The 19,889-nt window shown below is 62.4% G+C and carries 18 protein-coding genes; 6 read left to right on the top strand and 12 right to left on the bottom strand.

The annotated features are described in order from the left end of the window. Positions 1 to 112: 112 nt before the first annotated feature. The 9 genes from CD58_RS25120 to CD58_RS25080 all read right to left on the bottom strand — a co-directional run bounded on the left by CD58_RS25120 (position 113) and on the right by CD58_RS25080 (position 10,370). Positions 113 to 844 (bottom strand): LexA family transcriptional regulator, encoded by a 732-nt coding sequence (locus CD58_RS25120; protein ID WP_025215672.1) that lies wholly within the window; start codon positions 842 to 844, stop codon positions 113 to 115. 196 nt (positions 845 to 1,040) lie between these two features. Next, positions 1,041 to 1,568, bottom strand: coding sequence for an inorganic diphosphatase (gene ppa / locus CD58_RS25115; RefSeq protein WP_003185828.1), 528 nt, complete (start codon positions 1,566 to 1,568; stop codon positions 1,041 to 1,043). Between the two features lie 111 nt (positions 1,569 to 1,679). After that, complete coding sequence (locus tag CD58_RS25110) at positions 1,680 to 2,492, bottom strand: zinc-dependent peptidase (RefSeq protein WP_025215671.1); 813 nt, start codon at positions 2,490 to 2,492, stop codon at positions 1,680 to 1,682. Between the two features lie 6 nt (positions 2,493 to 2,498). Further along, on the bottom strand, positions 2,499 to 3,146 hold the full coding sequence (locus CD58_RS25105) for a DedA family protein (protein WP_025215670.1): 648 nt from the start codon (positions 3,144 to 3,146) through the stop codon (positions 2,499 to 2,501). A 1,070-nt stretch (positions 3,147 to 4,216) separates the two neighbouring features. After that, the gene (locus CD58_RS25100) at positions 4,217 to 4,678 is read right to left on the bottom strand and encodes a GNAT family N-acetyltransferase (protein WP_025215669.1); all 462 of its coding nucleotides are present in this window, start codon (positions 4,676 to 4,678) and stop codon (positions 4,217 to 4,219) included. Between the two features lie 106 nt (positions 4,679 to 4,784). Further along, positions 4,785 to 5,609 (bottom strand): ethanolamine ammonia-lyase subunit EutC, encoded by an 825-nt coding sequence (gene eutC, locus CD58_RS25095; protein WP_025215668.1) that lies wholly within the window; start codon positions 5,607 to 5,609, stop codon positions 4,785 to 4,787. Positions 5,610 to 5,620: 11 nt separating this feature from the next. After that, positions 5,621 to 7,015, bottom strand: coding sequence for an ethanolamine ammonia-lyase subunit EutB (locus tag CD58_RS25090; protein ID WP_025215667.1), 1,395 nt, complete (start codon positions 7,013 to 7,015; stop codon positions 5,621 to 5,623). Between the two features lie 203 nt (positions 7,016 to 7,218). Beyond that, a complete protein-coding gene (gene eat / locus CD58_RS25085) occupies positions 7,219 to 8,589 on the bottom strand; it encodes an ethanolamine permease (RefSeq protein WP_025215666.1) in 1,371 nt (456 codons plus the stop codon). A 260-nt stretch (positions 8,590 to 8,849) separates the two neighbouring features. Then, on the bottom strand, positions 8,850 to 10,370 hold the full coding sequence (locus tag CD58_RS25080) for an aldehyde dehydrogenase family protein (RefSeq protein WP_025215665.1): 1,521 nt from the start codon (positions 10,368 to 10,370) through the stop codon (positions 8,850 to 8,852). Positions 10,371 to 10,858: 488 nt separating this feature from the next. Between CD58_RS25080 and CD58_RS25075 the strand changes: the two genes are divergently transcribed. The 4 genes from CD58_RS25075 to CD58_RS25060 all read left to right on the top strand — a co-directional run bounded on the left by CD58_RS25075 (position 10,859) and on the right by CD58_RS25060 (position 15,398). Then, a complete protein-coding gene (locus CD58_RS25075) occupies positions 10,859 to 12,766 on the top strand; it encodes a sigma-54-dependent Fis family transcriptional regulator (RefSeq protein ID WP_025215664.1) in 1,908 nt (635 codons plus the stop codon). 361 nt (positions 12,767 to 13,127) lie between these two features. After that, positions 13,128 to 14,477, top strand: coding sequence for a UDP-N-acetylmuramate:L-alanyl-gamma-D-glutamyl-meso-diaminopimelate ligase (mpl, locus tag CD58_RS25070; protein ID WP_025215663.1), 1,350 nt, complete (start codon positions 13,128 to 13,130; stop codon positions 14,475 to 14,477). Beyond that, positions 14,474 to 15,121, top strand: a complete 648-nt coding sequence (gene ubiX / locus CD58_RS25065) for a flavin prenyltransferase UbiX (protein WP_038436728.1) — start codon at positions 14,474 to 14,476, stop codon at positions 15,119 to 15,121. The genes mpl and ubiX overlap by 4 nt, the downstream gene beginning before the upstream one ends. Further along, positions 15,114 to 15,398: a YceK/YidQ family lipoprotein gene (locus tag CD58_RS25060; protein WP_025215661.1), complete on the top strand. Its 285-nt coding sequence runs from the start codon at positions 15,114 to 15,116 to the stop codon at positions 15,396 to 15,398. Before ubiX ends, CD58_RS25060 begins: the two co-directional genes overlap by 8 nt. A gap of 272 nt (positions 15,399 to 15,670) precedes the next feature. Here CD58_RS25060 and CD58_RS25055 read toward each other — a convergent pair whose 3' ends face one another. The 3 genes from CD58_RS25055 to CD58_RS25045 all read right to left on the bottom strand — a co-directional run bounded on the left by CD58_RS25055 (position 15,671) and on the right by CD58_RS25045 (position 18,616). Continuing rightward, positions 15,671 to 16,312, bottom strand: coding sequence for an oxidoreductase (locus CD58_RS25055; RefSeq protein WP_025215660.1), 642 nt, complete (start codon positions 16,310 to 16,312; stop codon positions 15,671 to 15,673). Between the two features lie 27 nt (positions 16,313 to 16,339). Further along, positions 16,340 to 18,058 (bottom strand): C13 family peptidase, encoded by a 1,719-nt coding sequence (locus CD58_RS25050; RefSeq protein ID WP_025215659.1) that lies wholly within the window; start codon positions 18,056 to 18,058, stop codon positions 16,340 to 16,342. Between the two features lie 102 nt (positions 18,059 to 18,160). Next, positions 18,161 to 18,616, bottom strand: a complete 456-nt coding sequence (locus CD58_RS25045; protein WP_025215658.1) for a MaoC family dehydratase — start codon at positions 18,614 to 18,616, stop codon at positions 18,161 to 18,163. A 189-nt stretch (positions 18,617 to 18,805) separates the two neighbouring features. Here CD58_RS25045 and CD58_RS25040 point away from each other — a divergent pair, with 189 nt between their 5' ends. After that, complete coding sequence (locus tag CD58_RS25040) at positions 18,806 to 19,171, top strand: CidA/LrgA family protein (RefSeq protein WP_025215657.1); 366 nt, start codon at positions 18,806 to 18,808, stop codon at positions 19,169 to 19,171. Next, a complete protein-coding gene (locus tag CD58_RS25035; RefSeq protein ID WP_025215656.1) occupies positions 19,168 to 19,884 on the top strand; it encodes an LrgB family protein in 717 nt (238 codons plus the stop codon). Before CD58_RS25040 ends, CD58_RS25035 begins: the two co-directional genes overlap by 4 nt. Positions 19,885 to 19,889 lie beyond the last annotated feature (5 nt).

The following is a 19,889-nucleotide window of genomic DNA, read 5'->3' as shown; positions in this document are numbered from 1 at the left end:
AAATGGTGTGGAATCATTGGGTTATCGGTGGTTCGGGGAAAAAGCGGGGGCTGCTTCGCAGCCCAGCGGGAGCAAGCTCCCTCGCCACGGGGGGAGTGGTGATGCAAGTGAATCATTCGCAGACCGGTGGTCGTTGTTTGTTGAGGGTGGACCACCAGAACACCCAGCCCAACACCTTGATGTTCTGCGCTTCGATCTGTTCCAGGGTGAAGACTTCGTCGGGGTAGGCGGTGCTGTTGTGGCTGCGCAGCCGCAGCCGATTACCAGGCACGCGGTGCAGGTATTTGATGCGAAGCATGCCGTCGTGTTCGACGGCGTAGATTTGGCCGTCGACGATTTGGGTCAGGCCGCGGTCGATGGCGAGGGTGGAGCCGTCTTCGATGCGTTCGGCCATGCTGTCGCCGACCATGGTGGTGCAGATGGCGTCGTTGGGGTTGATTTCGAGGGATTCGAGGTGGCTGCGGGGCAGGCGGATGGTTTGGTCGGGTATTTCGATGATGTGGGTTTGGCTTTCGCCTGGGGCGATGGGGACTTCCTTGTAGAAGGGCAGTTCGATGTCCGTGGGTTCCAGCACGCTGTAGACGCCATCGTTTTCGGCCGCCTCATAGGTGGTGCCGGGGCCGAGGCCCAATGGGGTTTGCGGGCCTTCGCCATGGGCGAGCCACTCCGGGCTGACGGTCAGCAGGCTGGCGATGGAGTAGATGCGGCTCGCTGGGATGCCACGGTTGAACCAGTTGTTCACGTGCTGGGATTTCACGCCGTATAACTTCGCGAAGTCGGCGGATCGGATGTTCGCTTCTTTTAGAAGGGCTCGGAAGCGGTCGCCACTGGAAAGTATTTTCATAAACGGAAAGTTTAGAGACGACGCTGTTTTCGGCAATAAACATGTCGTTCAAATATATAAGACGATCTTTCCGTTTGCAGGATTTGAAAGGCGCGGGCTAAACGTTGCTAAACACTATTAATACGGTGATGTATTAAGCTCTATTAAGGCATAAAAAAACCCCGGTGCAAACCGGGGTTCTTCTTCAAATTCGGTCTCAGCCTTTGTAGGCGGCGGCCGATTTGAGGATCGCTTCGCGGGCGGCGTCTGCGCCGGCCCAGCCTTCGATCTTGACCCACTTGCCTTTTTCGAGGTCTTTGTAGTTCGCGAAGAAGTGCTCGATCTGCTGGATCAGCAGCGGTGGCAGGTCGGTGTATTCCTTCACGTCGACGTACAGTTGCGACAGTTTGTCGTGTGGCACTGCGATGACTTTGGCATCGCCGCCGCCGTCGTCGGTCATGTTCAGGATGCCGACTGGACGGGCGCGGATGACCGAGCCTGGGGCGACTGGGTATGGGGTCACGACCAGCACGTCGAGGGGGTCGCCGTCGTCGGCCAGGGTGTTGGGGATGTAACCGTAGTTGGCCGGGTAGAACATGGGGGTGGCCATGAAACGGTCAACGAACAGGCAATCGCTGTCTTTGTCGATTTCGTATTTGATCGGGGCGTGGTTGGCCGGGATTTCGATCGCGACGTAGATGTCGTTCGGCAGGTCTTTGCCAGCCGGAATCTTGCTGTAGCTCATTGGGCGGTGCCCCCGTTAGTTGACCAAATGACTGGTCGGATTGACCAAAAAGTGGCGGCGATTATAGGCATATTCGGCCGCTGATGCCACGTTACCAGGGTCGTAGAGACCTTAGTATGACGCCTGATAGACCGGATCTTCGGCCTGAAGTTGCCGCAGCCGGGACAAAGGATCCTGGCGGTAGAACGTCTTGAGCTGTTCATAGACCTTTGGATAGGCCTGGTGCAGCAGGTCCGGGGCGCTGAAGAAGTATTCGCTGGTGACGGCGAAGAACTCGGCGGGGTTTTCCGCTGCGTAGGGGTCGATGACGGTTTCTGCGTCGGGGTTCTGGTCCAGTTGGCGGTCGAGGTCGTCGAAGGCCTGTTGCATGGCTTCGGCCCAGTCGCTGACGCGCATGCCGGGGTGCAGCGGTGGCAGGCCATTGGCGTCGCCGTTGAGCATGTCGAGTTTGTGCGCCAGTTCGTGGATCACCAGGTTGTAGCCGTCCCAGCCGCCGCTGGCCATCACGCCGTCCCAGGCCAGGATGATCGGGCCTTGGGGCCAGGCTTCGCCGCTGTGTTCGCCGTCCCACTCGTGCTCGATGCCGCTGGCGTCGCGGTAGCGCTGGGGGCTGAGGAAGTCGTCGGGGTAGAGGACGATTTCGTGGAAGCCCTGGTACCAGTTCAAGTCGCCGAGGTGCATCAGTGGCAGCTGGGCCTGGGCGGCGAGGAGCAGGCGTTGTTCCTGGTGCAGTTCGACGCCGGGCAGGGCGGTGAGGTGTTTGTCATGCAGGAACAGCACGCAGGCTTCCCGCAGCCACTGGTCCTCGGCGGCGCTGATGCCGTCGAGGAAGCTCAGTTGATGGCGCACGCGTTGCCAGGTTTCGTCGGGGACGGGGTGTTTGGCGAGGGTGCGTTGGCGGCGCCAGCTGCTCAGGGACCACATGGGCGATCAGGCTTTCGAAGCACGCTGGTTCATTTTGCTGCGGACCAGGCTGATGATCATCGGCAGCAGCGACAGCAGGATGATGCCCACCACCAGCAGCGACAGGTTTTGCTTGATGAAGGGTACGTTGCCGAAGAAGTAGCCGAGGGTCACCAGGCCGCCGACCCAGAGGACGGTGCCGAGGACGCTGAAGCCGAGGAAGCGCAGGTAGTTCATTTTGCCGACGCCGGCGACGAAGGGGGCGAAGGTGCGGATGATCGGCAGGAAGCGCGCCAGGGTCACGGTTTTGCCGCCGTGCTTGTCGTAGAAGTCGTGGGTTTGCTGCAGGTAGTCGCGGCGGAAGATTTTTGAGTTGGGGTTGCTGAACAGTTTTTCGCCAGCGGTGCGGCCGATGAGGTAGTTGGTGCTGTCGCCGAGGATCGCCGCGAGCATCAGCAGACCGGCGAGCAGTAGTGGGTCCATGGCGCCACCGGCGGCGACGGCGCCGGCGATGAACAGCAGGGAGTCGCCGGGCAGGAACGGCATGACCACCAGGCCGGTTTCACAGAAGATCACCAGGAACAGGATGGCGTAGACCCAGGTTCCGTAGTTGGTCACCAGCAGGTCGAGGTATACATCGAGGTGCAGGATGAGGTCGAGGGGGTTGAAATCCATGCATAACACCTGTGGTGGTGGCCTGGCTCGGCAGGCTTTGGGTCGGGCTTAGAGTATGGCTACAGAGTGTGTAGCTTTTTCTTACAAGCTGGGAAGAGCGGCATTATACGGGCTGGAGGGTGGGGAGCGGGGTGAGTTTGTAGCTAGGGATTTCGGGGGTGTTGTGGTTGGGTGAAGGCCGGGTGAAGGCTCTTGTGGCGAGGGAGCTTGCTCCCGCTGGGGCGCGAAGCGGCCCTGAAGCAGGCGACTCGGTCAATCTGATACACCGCGTGCTCAGGTTTTGGGGCTGCTGCGCAGCCCAGCGGGGATAAATCCCCTCGCCACAATGGGTTTGGTGTTGGGGCAGGGGGGCGCTGGCTTTTGTGGCGAGGGAGCTTGCTCCCGCTGGGGCGCGGAGCGGCCCTGAAGCGGCTGACTCGGTCAGTCTGATGTATCGCGTGCTCAGGTTTTGGGGCTGCTTCGCAGCCCAGCGGGAGCAAGCTCCCTCGCCACGGGGTTGGTGGTGTGTCAGAGGGATGGATGTGCGCTGGTTTTGTGGTGAGGGGATTTATCCCCGTTGGGGCGCGGAGCGGCCCTAAATCAGCCGACTCGGTGAGTCTGATGCACCGCGTGCTCAGGTTTTGGGGCTGCTGCGCAGCCCAGCGGGGATAAATCCCCTCGCCACAATGGGTTTGGTGTTGGGGCAGGGGGGCGCTGGCTTTTGTGGCGAGGGAGCTTGCTCCCGCTGGGGCGCGGAGCGGCCCTGAAGCGGCTGACTCGGTCAGTCTGATGTATCGCGTGCTCAGGTTTGGGGCTGCTGCGCAGCCCAGCGGGAGCAAGCTCCCTCGCCACGGGGGGGGTGTGTCAGGGGGATTGGTGGGGTTGGTTTTTGTGGTGAGGGGATTTATCCCCGTTGGGGCGGGGAGCGGCCCTGAAGTAGGCGGCTCGATCAAACTGATGCACCGAGTGCTCAGGTTTGGGACTGCTGCGCAGTCCAGCGGGGATAAATCCCCTCGCCACAAGGGCTTGGTGTTGTGTCAGGGATATTGGTGTGGTGAGGGTTCCCTCACCACAGAAGTATTGGTGTTGGGTTATATGCCTTCACTGATCGGCAACACGTAGTTCTTGAACTCGGTGTCTTCCTTGAAGCCGATCGATTCGTAGGTTTTCTGCGCGACTTCGTTGTTGCTGCTGGTGGAGACGCGCATGCGTACGGCGTTGGTTTCCTTGGCCATTTTTTTCGCGGTGCGGATCAGGTTGTCGGCCACCAGTTGGCGGCGGGCGTCTTCGGCGACGTAGATGTCGTTGAGGATCCACACGCGCTTGAGGGACAGCGACGAGTAGCTCGGGTAGAGCTGGCAGAACCCCAGCAACCGGCTGTCATCGTCATCCGGCAGGGCCAGGTAGATCACCGATTCCTTGCGGCGCAGGCGCTTTTCAAGGAAGGCTCGGGACGAGTCCGGGTAGGGCAGCGAGCCGTAGAATTCCCGGTATTTGACGAACAATGGGGTCAGCAGGTCCAGGTGTTCCAGCGTGGCTTGGATAATCCGCATGGTAGGTCTCGTCTGCAAAGGTCGACAGAAATTCTGACAACGACGGTGCTCTGTCGTGCTTCGATGCTGCCTGAAAGCGGATCAAAAACGCAATCGGTTGCATCTGTCAGCTTCGGGGCGGCATCAGTAGGAAGTTACCTTTCATATCGGCAGCGCTTTCCGAATCCAGAGTATGAACCTGGGCTTCGTCCTTCAGATTGACCCCCGAAAGCTGCCGGCGGCAGGCCTCGCGCATCAGGTAGATCAAGCGATGGGCGGCCATGCCGTAGCTCAGGCCTTCGAGGCGGACGTTGGAGATGCAGTTGCGATAGGCATCGGTCAGGCCGACCTTGGGGTTGTAGGTGAAATACAGCCCCAGGCTGTCGGGCGAGCTGAGGCCGGGGCGTTCGCCGATCAGGATCACCGACATTTTTGCGCCAAGCCGCTCGGCCACTTCATCGGCCACCGCGACCCGGCCCTGTTCCACCAGGATTACGGGCGACGTCGACCAGCCTTCAGCGGCGATCTGTTCTTCCAGCCGCGCCAGGAACGGCAAGGTATGCCGATGCACCGCCAGCGCCGACAGGCCGTCGGCCACCACGATCGCCAGGTCCACGCCGCCGGGATGGGCCTTGGCGTAGTCATCCAGAACTTGCGCAGAAACGTCGTCGAGCCGTCGGCCCAAGTCCGGACGCTGTAGATAGCTGTTGCGGTCAATGGCGGCGCTGTGGAGCAACAGGCTTTCGCGGCCGCGTTCAGTGAGTTGCGTGCGAATGCCCTCATGGTCGAACGCCAGGTGCACGGCATCACGGGCCTGGGCGTGGGCGTACTGGAAATCCAGTTGCGCCTGGGTCGGCAGGCTGGTGCCGGTGCGACCGAGGGCGATGCGCGCCGGGGTGAGGTTGCGCAGGTTCAGCCAAGGGTTTTGCGGGTCGACAGGTTTTTTATCCATGGGCAGCTCACTTATCCCAAATGCGCGAGGGCGTGACGGAACGCCGGTGGCAGGTTGTCGCCGAACCGCACCCGGCCATCGGCCTGGGTGAAGATGCCCATGTTCGCCAGCCAGGTTTCGAATTCCGGCGCGGGCTTGAGGCCCAGGGTCTGGCGGGCGTAGAGGGCGTCGTGGAACGAGGTGGTCTGGTAGTTGAGCATGATGTCGTCGGAGCCGGGGATGCCCATGATGAAGTTGATCCCGGCCACGCCCAGCAGGGTCAGCAGGGTGTCCATGTCGTCCTGGTCGGCTTCGGCGTGGTTGGTGTAGCAGATGTCGCAGCCCATCGGCACGCCCAGCAGCTTGCCGCAGAAGTGGTCTTCGAGGCCGGCGCGGATGATCTGTTTGCCGTTGTACAGGTATTCCGGGCCGATGAAGCCTACAACCGTGTTCACCAGGAACGGGTTGAAATGCCGTGCTACGGCGTAGGCCCGGGTCTCGCAGGTCTGTTGATCGACGCCGTGGTGGGCGTTGGCCGACAGCGCGCTGCCCTGGCCGGTTTCGAAATACATCAGGTTGTTGCCCAAGGTGCCGCGATTCAGGCTGAGCCCGGCGTCGTAGCCTTCCTTCAGCACGTTCAGGTTGATGCCGAAACTGGCGTTGGCCGCTTCGGTGCCGGCGATGGACTGGAACACCAGATCCAGGGGCACGCCGCGGTTCGCCGCTTCGATGGAGGTGGTGACGTGGGTCAGCACGCAGCCCTGGGTGGGGATGTCGTAGCGCTGGATGATGGCGTCGAGCATTTCCAGCATGGCGCAGATCGAGGCGGTGCTGTCGGTGGCCGGGTTGATGCCGATCATGGCGTCGCCGTTGCCGTAGAGCAGGCCGTCGAGAATGCTCGCGGCGATCCCGGCCGGTTCGTCGGTGGGGTGGTTGGGTTGCAGGCGGGTGGACAAGCGCCCGCGCAGGCCGAGGGTGCCGCGGAATTTGGTCACCACGCGGATTTTCTGTGCCACCAATACCAGGTCTTGCACGCGCATGATCTTGGAGACGGCCGCAACCATCTCCGGCGTCAGGCCCGGAGCCAGCGCCCGCAGGCTGTCTTCATCGGCGGCGTCGCCGAGCAGCCAGTCACGAAAACCGCCGACCGTGAGGTGGCTGACGGTGGCGAAGGCGTGTTTATCGTGGGTGTCGACGATCAGCCGGGTGACTTCGTCAACCTCGTAAGGGATCAGCATTTCTTGCAGGAAATGGCTGAGGGGCAAGTCGGCCAAGGTCATTTGCGCGGCCACCCGCTCGCCATCGTTGAGCGCGGCGATTTCGGCGAGGAAATCCCCGGAACGCGCCGGGCTGGCCTTGGCCATCAGGTCCTTGAGGCTGTCGAAGCGATAGGTCTGGGCGCCGACGGAATGGGCGAATGCGGCCATGGGCGGTGTCCTCCTGGTTCTCTAAATAACTTAAATACAACCCATCACCCTGTGGGAGCGAGCTTGCTCGCGATAGCGGTGTGTCATTCAACACATGTGCCGGATGTAAGACCGCTATCGCGAGCAAGCTCGCTCCCACAGAGGGTTGGTGTGCACTTTTAAATGGCAGGCGCCAGGCCCTCAGCCCGGCGCCAGTGCAATTTTCAGATACCTGTGAGCATAGCGTCCGCCGGTGCATCGGAGCGTTGCTTGGCGGTCAGTTGGAAATACAGGTAGCCGATAATCATGAAACCGAGGAACACCAAGCCAATCACCATGTTGAACCAGGCCATCGCCACCAGGCACACCACCGCCAGGAACAACGCAATGCCCGGCACGATTGGGTAGCCTGGGGCGCGGAAGGTGCGTTCCAGGTTCGGTTCGGTCTTACGCAATCTGAACAGGCTGAGCATGCTGATGATGTACATCACGATGGCGCCGAACACCGACATGGTGATCATCGCGGCGGTCAGGGTCATGCCTTGCAGGTTCACCAGGCCATCGCTGTAGATCGCCGCGATGCCGATGACGCCGCCGGCCAGGATCGCCCGGTGCGGGGTCTGGAAGCGCGACAGTTTCGCCAGGCCACGGGGCAGGTAACCGGCCCGGGCCAGGGCGAAGAACTGCCGCGAGTAGCCGAGGATGATGCCGTGGAAACTCGCCACCAGGCCGAACAGGCCGATCCACACCAGCATGTGCATCCACGTTGAATTGTTGCCGACCACCGCCTTCATGGCCTGGGGCAGCGGGTCGTTGATGTTCGACAGGGTGCGCCAGTCGCCCACGCCGCCGGCCATGATCATCACGCCAATGGCCAGGAACACCAGGGTCAGGATGCCGCTGACATAGGCGCGGGGAATCGTGCGTTTCGGGTCCTTGGCTTCTTCGGCGGCCATGGCCGCGCCTTCGATGGCGAGGAAGAACCAGATCGCGAAGGGGATCGCCGCGAAAATGCCGGGGATCGAGGCGAGGGTGAATTCATTGGAGCCGGACCAGCCGTTGAGCACGAAGTTACTGAAGCTGAAGCCCGGCGCGACCACGCCCATGAACACCAGCAACTCGGCGACCGCCAGCACGGTGACCACCAGCTCAAAGGCGGCGGCGATGCTGACGCCGAGGATGTTCAGGGTCATGAACACGATGTACGCGCCGACCGCCGCGAGTTTGGGGTCCAGTTCCGGGAATTGCACGTTGAGGTAGGCGCCGATGGCCATGGCGATGGCCGGGGGCGCAAAGACGAATTCGATCAGGGTGGCGATGCCGGCGATCAACCCGCCTTTCTCGCCAAAGGCCCGTCGGCTGTAGGCAAAAGGCCCGCCGGCGTGGGGAATCGCGGTGGTCAATTCGGTGAAGCTGAAGATGAAGCAGGTGTACATCAACGCCACCATGAGGGCGGTGACGAGAAAGCCCAGGGTCCCTGCGGTGCCCCAGCCGTAGCTCCAGCCGAAGTACTCGCCGGAAATCACCAGGCCGACGGCGATGCCCCATAAATGCAGGGTGCCGAGTGTGGGTTTGAGTTGGGTGGTAGAAGTCATAAGTCCTCTCTGTCTTTTTTATTGTTTGATCTATTGGACTTTCGGGTTTGCTGTGGAGCGGGCACGCAAAGCTCATGCCAGAGCGGTGGGGCGGTAAATTGATGTTGTCAGTGAGGGCGCCATCGCGAGCAAGCTCGCTCCCACAGTGGATTTGTTGCCAACCCTGGAAAACGAGTTATCCACAGATCCCTGTGGGAGCGAGCTTGCTCGCGATGGCTATCGAAGGGGCAAAGCAGGAGAACCTGCCTTGCCCCAAGGGCTTAGAAGAACCCCAACGGATTGATGTCGTAACTCACCAGCAGGTTCTTGGTCTGCTGATAGTGGTCGAGCATCATCTTGTGGGTTTCACGGCCGACACCGGACTTCTTGTAGCCACCGAACGCGGCATGCGCCGGGTACAGGTGGTAGCAGTTGGTCCAGACGCGACCGGCCTTGATCGCCCGGCCCATGCGGTAGGCGCGGTTGATGTCGCGGGTCCACAAGCCGGCGCCGAGGCCGAACTCGGTGTCGTTGGCGATCGCCAGGGCTTCGGCTTCGTCCTTGAAGGTGGTGATGCTCACCACTGGGCCGAAGATTTCTTCCTGGAACACGCGCATTTTGTTGGTGCCCTTGAGCAGGGTCGGCTGGATGTAGTAACCGCTGGCCAGGTTGCCTTCGAGTTTTTCCACCTTGCCGCCGGTCAGCAGCTCGGCGCCTTCGCCCTTGGCGATTTCCAGGTACGAAAGAATCTTGTCGAATTGCTGCTCGGACGCCTGGGCGCCGACCATGGTGTCGGTGTCCAGCGGGTCGCCACGTTTGATCTGCAGGACTTTCTTCATCACCACTTGCATGAATTCGTCGTAGATCGATTCCTGGACCAGCGCCCGGGATGGGCAGGTGCAGACTTCGCCCTGGTTGAAGAACGCTAGCACCAGGCCTTCGGCGGCTTTCTCGATGAAGCTCGGTTCGGCCTGCATGATGTCTTCGAAGAAGATGTTTGGCGACTTGCCACCCAGCTCCACGGTGGACGGGATGATGTTCTCGGCGGCGCATTTCATGATGTGCGAGCCCACCGGGGTGGAACCGGTGAAGGCGATCTTGGCGATGCGCTTGCTGGTGGCCAGGGCTTCACCGGCTTCTTTGCCGAAGCCTTGCACCACGTTCAGTACGCCAGGTGGCAGCAGGTCGCCGATCAGCTCCATCAGCACGCAAATGCCCAGCGGGGTTTGCTCGGCCGGCTTGAGCACCACGCAGTTACCGGCGGCCAGGGCCGGCGCGAGTTTCCAGGCGGCCATCAGCAGCGGGAAGTTCCACGGGATGATCTGCCCGACCACGCCCAAGGGTTCATGGATGTGATAGGCCACGGTGTTGCCGTCGATCTCGGCGGCCGCGCCTTCCTGGGCCCGCAGGCAACCGGCGAAGTAGCGGAAGTGGTCGGCGGCCAGGGGGATGTCGGCGTTGAGGGTTTCGCGCACAGCCTTGCCGTTGTCCCAGGACTCGGTGATCGCCAGCACTTCGAGGTTCTGCTCGATGCGATCGGCGATTTTCAGCAGGACCAGCGAGCGGGCCTGGGCCGAGGTGGCGCCCCAGGCATCGGCGGCGGCGTGGGCGGCGTCCAGGGCTTTTTCGATGTCTTCGGCGGTGGAACGCGGGAATTCGGCAATGGGCTGGCCATTGACCGGGGAAGTATTGGTGAAGTACTGACCTTTGACAGGCGCGACGAACTCGCCGCCGATGTAGTTACCGTATTTGCTCTTGAACGAAACGATAGCGCCTTCAGTACCGGGGTGAGCGTAACGCATGATGAGTTCTCCTTGGCTTTTGTGCTTATAAGGGAGCCGCGCAAAATCGAGCGCTGGTATCTAAGCCTAGAGCAAAGGTTGGGCCATTGCCTTGCAGGGCCCGTAAATCAAGACTTTAGGAGGAGTTGGTCGGACAAACGGATGGGGGTGTGACGCTTGTGATACAGCGGGTGTGACAGTTTGTGCCAGATACGAGACGGTCTGTGACTGACAGGTCGCGCCAGCATTGCAAAGGCGGTTGGGCTGGAGGATGCTGGGCTTCGATCCTGGAATCTCTGGCAAATGTATTTTTGTGGCAGGACGGCTTTTGTGGCGAGGGAGCTTGCTCCCGCTGGAGCGCGAAGCGGTCCCAAGGCAGCCAACTCGGTCAGCCTGATACACCGCAAACTCAGGTTTTGGGGCTGCTGCGCAGCCCAGCGGGAGCAAGCTCCCTCGCCACGGGGTATGTGTTGGCAGGTCCAAAGGTCCTTCGGGGAGAATAATAAGAAATGCACAGCAACCACTTGAGTCGCCATGCCCAGCAAGTCCTGACGGTCACCCAGGGCAAGGCCCACCTGCAGGGCCCTGGCAGCGATCCGTCGATTGCCCGTTCCTGGCTGCGCTGCCTCGAGGACTATCACCTCGACCCGGCCCAGAACCTGGCGCCAACGGTGCTCGAACATGGCCGGGTGCTGGAAAGCCGCGAACGCCTGCAGCAGGTGCTGCACATCGCCGGCACGGAAATGACCAGCCTGCACCAGCAACTCTCCGGCGCCGGCCACGCGGTGCTGCTGACCGACGCCCGGGGCGTGATCCTCAACTGCGTCACCGCCCCCAGCGAGCGCAAGATTTTCGAACGGGCCGGCCTCTGGCTCGGCGCCGACTGGAGCGAAGCCTGCGAAGGCACCAACGGCATCGGCACCTGCCTGGTGGAACGCCAGGCCCTGACCATCCACCAGGAAGAACATTTCCGTGGCCGCCACACCGGCCTGACCTGCTCGGCCAGCCCGGTCTTCGACCCCCAGGGCGAACTGCTGGCGGTGCTTGATGTGTCCTCGGCCCGGCCGGACGTGTCGCGCCAGAGCCAGTTCCACACCATGGCCCTGGTCAACCTCTCGGCAAAGATGATCGAGAGCTGCTATTTCCTCCGTTGCTTCGACAACCAATGGCTGCTGCGCTTTCATTTGCAGGCCGAATCCGTGGGGCTGTTCAGCGAAGGGTTGCTGGCGTTCGACGGCGAAGGGCGGATCAGCGCCGTCAACCAGAGCGCACTGAACCTGTTGGGGCATATTCGCGGCAGCTTGCTAGGGCAGCGGGTGGAAGACTTTTTCGACTGTTCGCTGGACGAGCTGCTCGGCCGCGCCAGCCCCCAGGCCAGCGCCAGTTGGCCGTTGCGCACCCGGGACGGTCGGCATTTATTCGCGGTGTTGCGTGGCCAGCCCCGCAGCGTGCCGGTTCCGCTCGCCCCGGCGCTCAAAGTCATCGAGCCTGCACGACTGCCAGGCATCTGTCTGGGGGATGCGGCATTGCAGGAGCATTTTCGCAAGGCCCTGCGGGTGTTCGAGCGCGATGTGCCACTGCTGATCCACGGCGAAACCGGCTCCGGCAAGGAAGCCTTCGCCAAGGCCGTGCACCACGCCAGCCAGCGCGCCGGCAAGCATTTCGTGGCCCTCAACTGCGCGGCCATTCCGGAAAGTTTGATCGAGAGCGAGCTGTTTGGTTATCGCGGCGGCAGCTTCACCGGGGCGCGCAAGGAAGGCATGCGTGGCAAGCTGCAACAGGCCGACGGTGGCACGCTATTCCTCGACGAAATCGGCGACATGCCCCTGGCCTTGCAGACCCGTTTGCTGCGGGTGCTGGAGGATCGCCAGGTGGTGCCCATCGGCGGTGAACCTGAGGCGGTGAACGTGCGCATCATCAGCGCCACCCACCGGCAGTTGCTCGACCGGGTGCGGGATGGCAGTTTTCGCGAGGATTTGTATTACCGCCTCAACGGCTTGGAAATCCCACTGCCGGCGTTGCGTGAGCGCAGTGACAAGTCGCAGTTGCTGGACTTCCTGCTGGCCGAAGAGGCAGGCGCTGAAGTGGTGACCCTCGACGAGCCGGCGCGCCAGGCACTGCTGGGGTTTGATTGGCCGGGCAACGTGCGACAACTGCGTAACGTGCTGCGGACCCTGGCCGCGCTGTGCGATGGCGGACGGATTGGGCTGGAAGACTTGCCGGCGATGATCCGCCAGCGCCCGGCCGCGGTGATGGTTGAAACGCCGGCCGAGCGGCCGCTGGACGACGCTGAGCGGTTGGCCTTGATCGACGCACTGGAACGCCAGCGCTGGCACATGACCCACACCGCCGAGCAACTGGGCATCAGCCGCAACACCCTCTACCGGAAGCTGCGCAAACACGCCATCGCCCGCTGACCGATGACAACCACCATCCCCCAGTCAAACCGGCTTCATGTGGCGAGGGAGCTTGCTCCCGCTCGGCTGCGCAGCAGTCGCCTTCGGTTTCAGGGGTGGAAAGAAAGCTTGGGGCCGCTTCGCAGCCCAGCGGGAGCAAGCTCCCTCGCCACAAAAGCCGGGTTGTACATTCAACTGTGGGAGCGAGCTTGCTCGCGATGGCGGCGGCACATTCAACATCGCCGCAAACTGACCCACCGCTATCGCGAGCAAGCTCGCTCCCACAGGGGATTTGCAGTGTCCTGATGGCTGCCGTTCGAAACACAAGGTGCGATTTCCCCCTCCCTACGCTAACCTGCGGCCATGTTTTACGAGGTCGACTATGCACATCCATATTCTCGGTATTTGCGGCACTTTCATGGGTTCGATGGCTGTCCTGGCCAAGGAGCTGGGCCATCACGTCACCGGGTCCGACGCCAACGTCTACCCGCCGATGAGCACGCAGCTGGAAGCCCAGGGCATTGAGCTGACCCAAGGCTATGACCCGGCGCAGCTGGATCCGGCGCCAGACCTGGTGGTCATCGGCAACGCCATGTCCCGGGGCAACCCGGCGGTGGAGTACGTGCTTAACAAGGGCTTGCCGTACGTGTCCGGGCCGCAGTGGCTGGCGGATCACGTGTTGCAGGGCCGTTGGGTCCTGGCCGTGGCCGGCACCCATGGCAAGACCACCACCAGCAGCATGCTCGCCTGGGTGCTGGAGCACGCGGGCATGAGCCCGGGCTTCTTGATCGGCGGCGTGCCGCAGAATTTCTCGGTGTCGGCGCGGCTGGGTGGCACACCGTTCTTCGTGATCGAGGCGGACGAATACGACAGCGCGTTTTTCGACAAGCGTTCGAAATTCGTCCACTACCGTCCGCGCACGGCGATCCTCAATAACCTTGAGTTCGATCACGCCGACATCTTCCCCGATCTGCCAGCCATCGAGCGGCAGTTCCATCACTTAGTACGCACCATCCCCAGCGAAGGCCTGGTCATCCATCCGACCACCGAACCGGCGTTGCAGCGTGTCATCGAGATGGGCTGCTGGACCCCGGTGCAAACCACCGGCGTGGGCGGGCAGTGGCAAGTGAAGTTGCTCAAGGACGACGGTTCGCAGTTCGAAGTGATGTTCGAAGGCGTGTCCCAAGGTGTGGTCGAGTGGGACATGACCGGCCAGCATAACGTCGCCAACGCCCTGGCGACCCTGGCGGCGGCCCGTCATGTCGGCGTGGTGCCATCCATGGGCATTGCCGCGTTGAGCGCGTTCAAAAGCGTGAAGCGGCGGATGGAGAAAGTCGCCGAGGTGCGTGGCATCACTATCTATGACGACTTCGCCCACCACCCGACCGCTATCGCCACCACCCTCGACGGTTTGCGCAAACGCATCGGTGATGCGCCGCTGATCGCGATCATCGAGCCGCGTTCCAACTCCATGAAGCTTGGCGCGCACCGCGACGGTTTGCCGGAAAGCGTGGTCGATGCCGACCAGGTGATCTGGTACGCACCGGCCAACCTCGGCTGGGACCTGGGTGCCACTGCCGCGCTGTGCACCGTGCCGTCGATTGTCAGCGATTCCCTGGAAGGCATCATCGAACGCGTGAAGAGCCAGGCCCAGCCCGGCACCCACGTGGTGATCATGAGCAATGGCGGCTTTGGCGGCCTGCACGGCAAACTGGCCGAGGCGCTGCGATGAACACTCTGTTGGAGAGCAATGGCCCGGAACGCATCACGCTGGCGATGACCGGGGCTTCCGGCGCCCCGTACGGTCTGCGCCTGCTCGATTGCCTGGTACGGGAAGACCGTGAGGTGCACTTCCTCATTTCCAAGGCGGCGCAGCTGGTCATGGCTACCGAAACCGACGTGACCCTGCCGTCCAAGACCCAGATGATGCAGGCCTTCCTCACCGAATACACCGGGGCGGCGGCGGGGCAGATCCGGGTGTATGGCAAGGAAGACTGGATGTCGCCGGTGGCCTCGGGTTCCGGCGCGCCGGCGGCCATGGTGGTGGTGCCGTGTTCCACCGGGACGCTGTCGGCGATTGCCACCGGGGCCTGCAACAACCTGATCGAGCGGGCCGCGGACGTCACGCTCAAGGAGCGCCGCCAGTTGATCCTCGTGCCGCGGGAAGCGCCGTATTCGAGCATTCATCTGGAGCACATGCTCAAGTTGTCGAACATGGGCGTGACCATCCTGCCGGCGTCGCCGGGTTTTTATCACCAGCCACAGACCATCGACGATCTGATCGATTTCGTGGTCGCGCGGATTCTCAACCTGCTGAACATCCCTCAAGACATGTTGCCGCGCTGGGGCGAGCATCATTTGAGCAGCGATGAATAAGCTGCTGATCGTGCTGCTGGCGCTGCAGCTGACCGGCTGCGCCACCGCCCGCACCCTCGACGCCGCCAAGCCTGGGGCGCCGGTGGTGTATGCGGGGACGCGCCTGGATCTCTACGCCCTCAACGGCGGCTGCTGCGCCAAGGACCGCTTTGGCGCCGAGGCCCCGAGCTATCCGGGTGTCGACCTGCCGGGCAGTGCGTTGCTCGATACCTTGTTGTTGCCGTTGTCGTTGTTGACGGCGATAGGGGTAGGGTTTCAGGCGACGGGCGGGTTGTAACAAACACCACGGAACCCCGTGGCGAGGGAGCTTGCTCCCGCTGGGCTGCGCAGCAGCCCCAATCTTCTGGGCTTGATTCAAATCCGAAGGCGACTGCTGCGCAGTCGAGCGGGAGCAAGCTCCCTCGCCACAATGTGGGCCTGGCTTTGGATTGGTGGTGCGCCCATCGCGAGCAAGCTCGCTCCCACATTCGACCTCATTCTTCCTGACGAAACTCGGTCAACTGTGGGAGCAAGCTCCCTCGCGATGAGGCCCAGTCAGGCGCTGCAGAATTATTTGCCGAGCTTACGCAACTCATCCGACTCCACCACCCGCACCCCATTCTGCTCTTCCAGCGCCAGGCGCCACATGGCGCGGGCCAGTTGGCAGGCTTCGATGCCGTGGTATTTGCCTGGGATCAGCCTCGACAACGGTCCGGCCAGTTGCTCGGCCAGGCGTGGTTCGACGCGGTCGCCCAGCAGCAGGGAAGGCCGGCACAGGGTCAGTTGCGGCCAGTCCTGGGCCTTGAGCGCGGCTTCCATTTCGCCTTTGACCCGGTTGTAGAAGATCGATGACTTTGCGTCGGCCCCCAGGGCGCTGATCACGATCAGGTGCCGTGCGCCCAATTCCCGGGCGCGCTTGGCAAACGCCACGACCAGGTCCAGGTCTACCGCGCGAAAAGCTTGTTCGGAGCCGGCCTGCTTGATGGTGGTGCCGAGGCAGCAAAAGGCGATGTCCACCTGGCCACTGAGCCGAGGCAACACCTCGGCCGGCTCTCCGACCGGGTTTTCCAGGTGTGGATGCTCGGCCAGTGGCCGGCGAGTGGGTGCCAGGACCCGGGTGATGGTCGGCTCGTTGAGCAGCCGATCAAGCAAGTGTTCACCAGTCAACCCGGTGGCTCCGGCGAGCAAAACATGCTGAGGCGTCAAGTACATGGTGTTTCCCCCTTGATACGGTTCAGCTTAGTTGCTCTTTATGGCCTCGTCGTTCAATGCAGCACTTTGCAATGCTTTTCGCGCTTGTTGTTTGCGCAGCAGCTGCCAGTGGGAAAGGACGGTCCTGGGCGCCCACATCTGCGGTTCGGAGGCTTCGAAATTGTCCGCCTGCTCCCGTTCGGCGACGGTGGCCTTGGCCCGTTTGAAGGCTTGCTCCAGGTCGTCGGTCTGGTTCAATGCCTGGGCGAACAGGGCATCGCCGAAATAGGTGAAATTGGCCTCCTCGGAACAACCGAAGGACACCCGGTCGGCCCGGGACGCGGTCATGATCAGCGTGCGTTCATCCTTGAGCGCCGGGATGAAACCGCCGGAGTAGCACGCCGAGATCACCACGATCTTGTCGCGGTTCTTCAGCGGTGCCAGCACCACGGCCAGTTCATCGGCGGGCAGGTCCGCCAGTTCCATGCGCGGCTGGTCGAGCACCAGTTCATGCTCGCTGGTGCCGTGGCTGGTGAGGTAGATGAAGATCAGGTCTTCCGGGCCGCTGCGCTCAGCCAGGGTCGCGGCGGCGCGGCGCAGGCTTTCGCGGCTGGCCATGGGCCGGTCGCCGAGGTGATCGCGGTGGTTCACCAGGCGAATCTGCCCGAACGCGCCGAAACGGCTGGCGAGCATGTTGGCGACATAGTCGGATTCACGCAGGAACACGCTTTGCTTGCCATCGCCGCCGAGGGTCAGGCTGTACAACTCCACCGCCGGTGTAGAAGCCGGGATATTGGCCAGGGCATCCTCCAGCAGGCGACCCTGGGCCAGCAGGCCGAGTTCGAGCACATCCGGCAGCAGCCGGCCGTCCGCATCGCGCACCCGCTGGCCCTTGGCCCAGGTGCCGCTTTGCACAGTGCCGTCGGTCAGCACCAGGGTGCCGCGGCCGTGATAGCTGTCGCTTTCGAACTGGCCGATGTAGAAACTGCCGTCGGGCAAGTTCAGGCGGCCCTGGCCGGTAAAGCGCCAGTCGCTGAATTGACCGAGGTAATGACTGCCATCGGCGCCGATCAGTTCGCCCTTGCCGATCAGCGCGCCTTCCTTGAACTGGCCGATCCAGACATCGCCGTCGGCGTTTTCATAGCGACCGCGACCGTTGAGCTGGTTGTTCTTGAAGCCACCGACATAGACATCGCCATCGGCACTGTTGAAGGTGCCCTTGCCTTGCAGTTGACCATCGACGAAGTGACCGGTGAACTGGTTGCCGCTGGCATCGAAGCGCTGGCCTTCACCGTTGGGCTTGCCGTTGGTGAACGGGCCCTGGTACTGGCTGCCGTCGTCGAGCTCCAGGCGCCCGAGGCCGGAATACTTATCGGCCTTGAACTCGCCGCGGTAGGTCATGCCGTTTTCTTTCAGGGTCCCTTCACCGTCCCGTCGGCCTTGCTTGAAGCCGCCGGTGTAGCTGCTGGTCGGCGTGGTCAGGCTGCCTTGGCCCTGAAACAGGCCGTTCTGGAACTGGCCGCGATAGACCTCGCCATTGCTGCCATGCCATTCACCGTTGCCGTGCCACTGGCCTTTATCGAACTGCCCGGCGTACCAGCTGCCGTTGGGGTAATCGATGCGCCCCTGGCCTTGCAGCAGGCCGTCCACCAGGTCGCCGCGATAACGTCCGCCGTCGGGCAGGCGTGCATCGGTGGGCAGCAGCGATTCGCCATCACCGCAAGCGGTCAGCAATAGGGTCAGAGCCAGGGGGACAAGTAAGCGCATAACGGGATCCAGGTCATCAGACGACGAGTATGCCGCAGCTAGGCGCGTGAGATACAGCGAAGCGATGCGAAACTGCACGAGCGGTTTCGCGACCGCTAAGGTTTACACGAAGCAGAGCGACAGGGGCTCGGCGATGTAGGCCGGTTTGTCCGAGCCTTCGATTTCCAGCGTGGCGGTGGCCTTGAGCAGCCATTGGCCGGGCTTTTTCTCGGTGGCGTCCACCAGGTCAACCTTGAGCCGGACCTTGGAATCAACCTTCACCGGTTGGATGAAACGCACGCTGTCCAGACCGTAGTTGACGACCATTTTCACGCCCTCGGGCAAGATCAGGATGTCTTCCATCAGCTTGGGCATCAGCGACAGCGACAGGAAACCGTGGGCAATGGTGCTGCCGAACGGGGTCTGCGCGGCCTTGACCGGGTCGACGTGGATGAACTGAAAGTCGCCAGTGGCTTCGGCGAACAGGTTGATACGGTCCTGATCGATGGTCAGCCAATCGGAACGTCCAAGTTCCTTGCCGACGTAATCCTTGAGCGCTGCAACGGGCACATAGGGCATTGAGACTCTCCTTGGTTGATCTGTTTTGTCTTTATTGACGGGGATCGGCGTCCCCGGAGAACCACTGTAGATCAACATGACGCGCAGGGAAGGTCACCGACCATGCTTTTTACGAATGCCGACCCATAGCGCCGGCGTGCTTATAATGCGGGCGCATTCAATGGGTAGGTGTTGCAGGGGAGAGAGCGGATGTTGCTACGGGGCCTGACCTGGCTGGTGCTGTTCCAATTGCTGGGCACAGCGATCAATCATTTGTTCTTGCCGGTGCTGCCGGGGCCGATCATTGGCCTGCTGCTGTTGCTGGGTTATCTGATCCTGCGCGGCGAAGTCGGCGAGCCATTGAACCTGGCCGCCGGCAGCCTGCTGCGTTACCTGCCGTTGCTGCTGGTGCCGCCGGCGGTGGGGGTGATGGTGTACGCCCGGGACATTGCCGCCGATTTCTGGGCCATCGTCGGTTCGCTGGTGTTGTCGCTGGTGCTGTCCATGGCGTTTACCGGTGTGCTGATGCAGCGCCTGGCCCGGCGTCACGCGCCCACGCCGGAGGACGGCCAATGATGCTCGACTGGCAGGGCGCCTGGAGTTCGGTGATCCATCATCCGTTGTTCGGCATCGGCATTACCCTGGGCGCCTATCAACTGGTGTTGGCGGCGTTCGAAAAGACCCGCTGGGTGTTCCTGCAACCGGTGCTGATGTCGATGGTGCTGTTGATCGGCGTGCTGGTCGGTTGTGGCATCAGCTACGCCGAATACCGCAAGAGCACCGAGATCCTCAGCATTCTGCTGGGCCCGGCCACGGTCGCCCTGGCGGTGCCGTTGTATTTGAACCTGCGGCGGATCCGGCAATTGTTCTGGCCGATTTTTACTACGCTGGTGATAGGCGGGGTGTTCGCCACCGGCTCTGCGGTGGTGCTGGGCTGGGCGTTTGGCGCCGAGCATATGATTCTGATGACCATGGCGCCCAAGTCGGTGACGTCGCCGATTGCCATGCTGGTGGCCGAGCAGATCGGTGGCGTGGCGGCCATGGCGGCGGTGTTTGTGTTGATTACCGGCGTACTCGGGGCGATCCTCGGTCCGAGCATTCTGAACCGGTTGGGTGTCCATAGCCCGGAGGCCCGGGGGATGGCCCTGGGGCTGACGGCCCATGCGGTGGGCACGTCGGTGGCGTTGCAGGAAAGCGAAGAGGCCGGTGCCTTTGCGGCGCTGGCGATGAGTCTGATGGGCGTGGCCACGGCGGTGTTGCTGCCGTTGGTGGTGTCGATGACGGTCTAAGGAAC

Origin of the sequence: Pseudomonas brassicacearum, from assembly GCF_000585995.1 — a bacterium.
Taxonomy (GTDB): Bacteria; Pseudomonadota; Gammaproteobacteria; order Pseudomonadales; family Pseudomonadaceae; genus Aquipseudomonas; species Aquipseudomonas brassicacearum_A.
The sequence above is the reverse complement of the archived record's forward strand: the minus strand, read 5'-3'. Positions and strand labels throughout refer to the sequence as shown.

Excerpts from the sequence above, each read along its gene's own strand:
- CD58_RS25120 (WP_025215672.1), bottom strand. The coding sequence starts at position 844 with ATGAAAATACTTTCCAGTGGCGACCGCTTCCGAGCCCTTCTAAAAGAA.
- ppa (WP_003185828.1), bottom strand. The coding sequence starts at position 1,568 with ATGAGCTACAGCAAGATTCCGGCTGGCAAAGACCTGCCGAACGACATC.
- CD58_RS25110 (WP_025215671.1), bottom strand. The coding sequence starts at position 2,492 with ATGTGGTCCCTGAGCAGCTGGCGCCGCCAACGCACCCTCGCCAAACAC.
- CD58_RS25105 (WP_025215670.1), bottom strand. The coding sequence starts at position 3,146 with ATGGATTTCAACCCCCTCGACCTCATCCTGCACCTCGATGTATACCTC.
- CD58_RS25100 (WP_025215669.1), bottom strand. The coding sequence starts at position 4,678 with ATGCGGATTATCCAAGCCACGCTGGAACACCTGGACCTGCTGACCCCA.
- eutC (WP_025215668.1), bottom strand. The coding sequence starts at position 5,609 with ATGGATAAAAAACCTGTCGACCCGCAAAACCCTTGGCTGAACCTGCGC.
- CD58_RS25090 (WP_025215667.1), bottom strand. The coding sequence starts at position 7,015 with ATGGCCGCATTCGCCCATTCCGTCGGCGCCCAGACCTATCGCTTCGAC.
- eat (WP_025215666.1), bottom strand. The coding sequence starts at position 8,589 with ATGACTTCTACCACCCAACTCAAACCCACACTCGGCACCCTGCATTTA.
- CD58_RS25080 (WP_025215665.1), bottom strand. The coding sequence starts at position 10,370 with ATGCGTTACGCTCACCCCGGTACTGAAGGCGCTATCGTTTCGTTCAAG.
- CD58_RS25075 (WP_025215664.1), top strand. The coding sequence starts at position 10,859 with ATGCACAGCAACCACTTGAGTCGCCATGCCCAGCAAGTCCTGACGGTC.
- mpl (WP_025215663.1), top strand. The coding sequence starts at position 13,128 with ATGCACATCCATATTCTCGGTATTTGCGGCACTTTCATGGGTTCGATG.
- ubiX (WP_038436728.1), top strand. The coding sequence starts at position 14,474 with ATGAACACTCTGTTGGAGAGCAATGGCCCGGAACGCATCACGCTGGCG.
- CD58_RS25060 (WP_025215661.1), top strand. The coding sequence starts at position 15,114 with ATGAATAAGCTGCTGATCGTGCTGCTGGCGCTGCAGCTGACCGGCTGC.
- CD58_RS25055 (WP_025215660.1), bottom strand. The coding sequence starts at position 16,312 with ATGTACTTGACGCCTCAGCATGTTTTGCTCGCCGGAGCCACCGGGTTG.
- CD58_RS25050 (WP_025215659.1), bottom strand. The coding sequence starts at position 18,058 with ATGCGCTTACTTGTCCCCCTGGCTCTGACCCTATTGCTGACCGCTTGC.
- CD58_RS25045 (WP_025215658.1), bottom strand. The coding sequence starts at position 18,616 with ATGCCCTATGTGCCCGTTGCAGCGCTCAAGGATTACGTCGGCAAGGAA.
- CD58_RS25040 (WP_025215657.1), top strand. The coding sequence starts at position 18,806 with ATGTTGCTACGGGGCCTGACCTGGCTGGTGCTGTTCCAATTGCTGGGC.
- CD58_RS25035 (WP_025215656.1), top strand. The coding sequence starts at position 19,168 with ATGATGCTCGACTGGCAGGGCGCCTGGAGTTCGGTGATCCATCATCCG.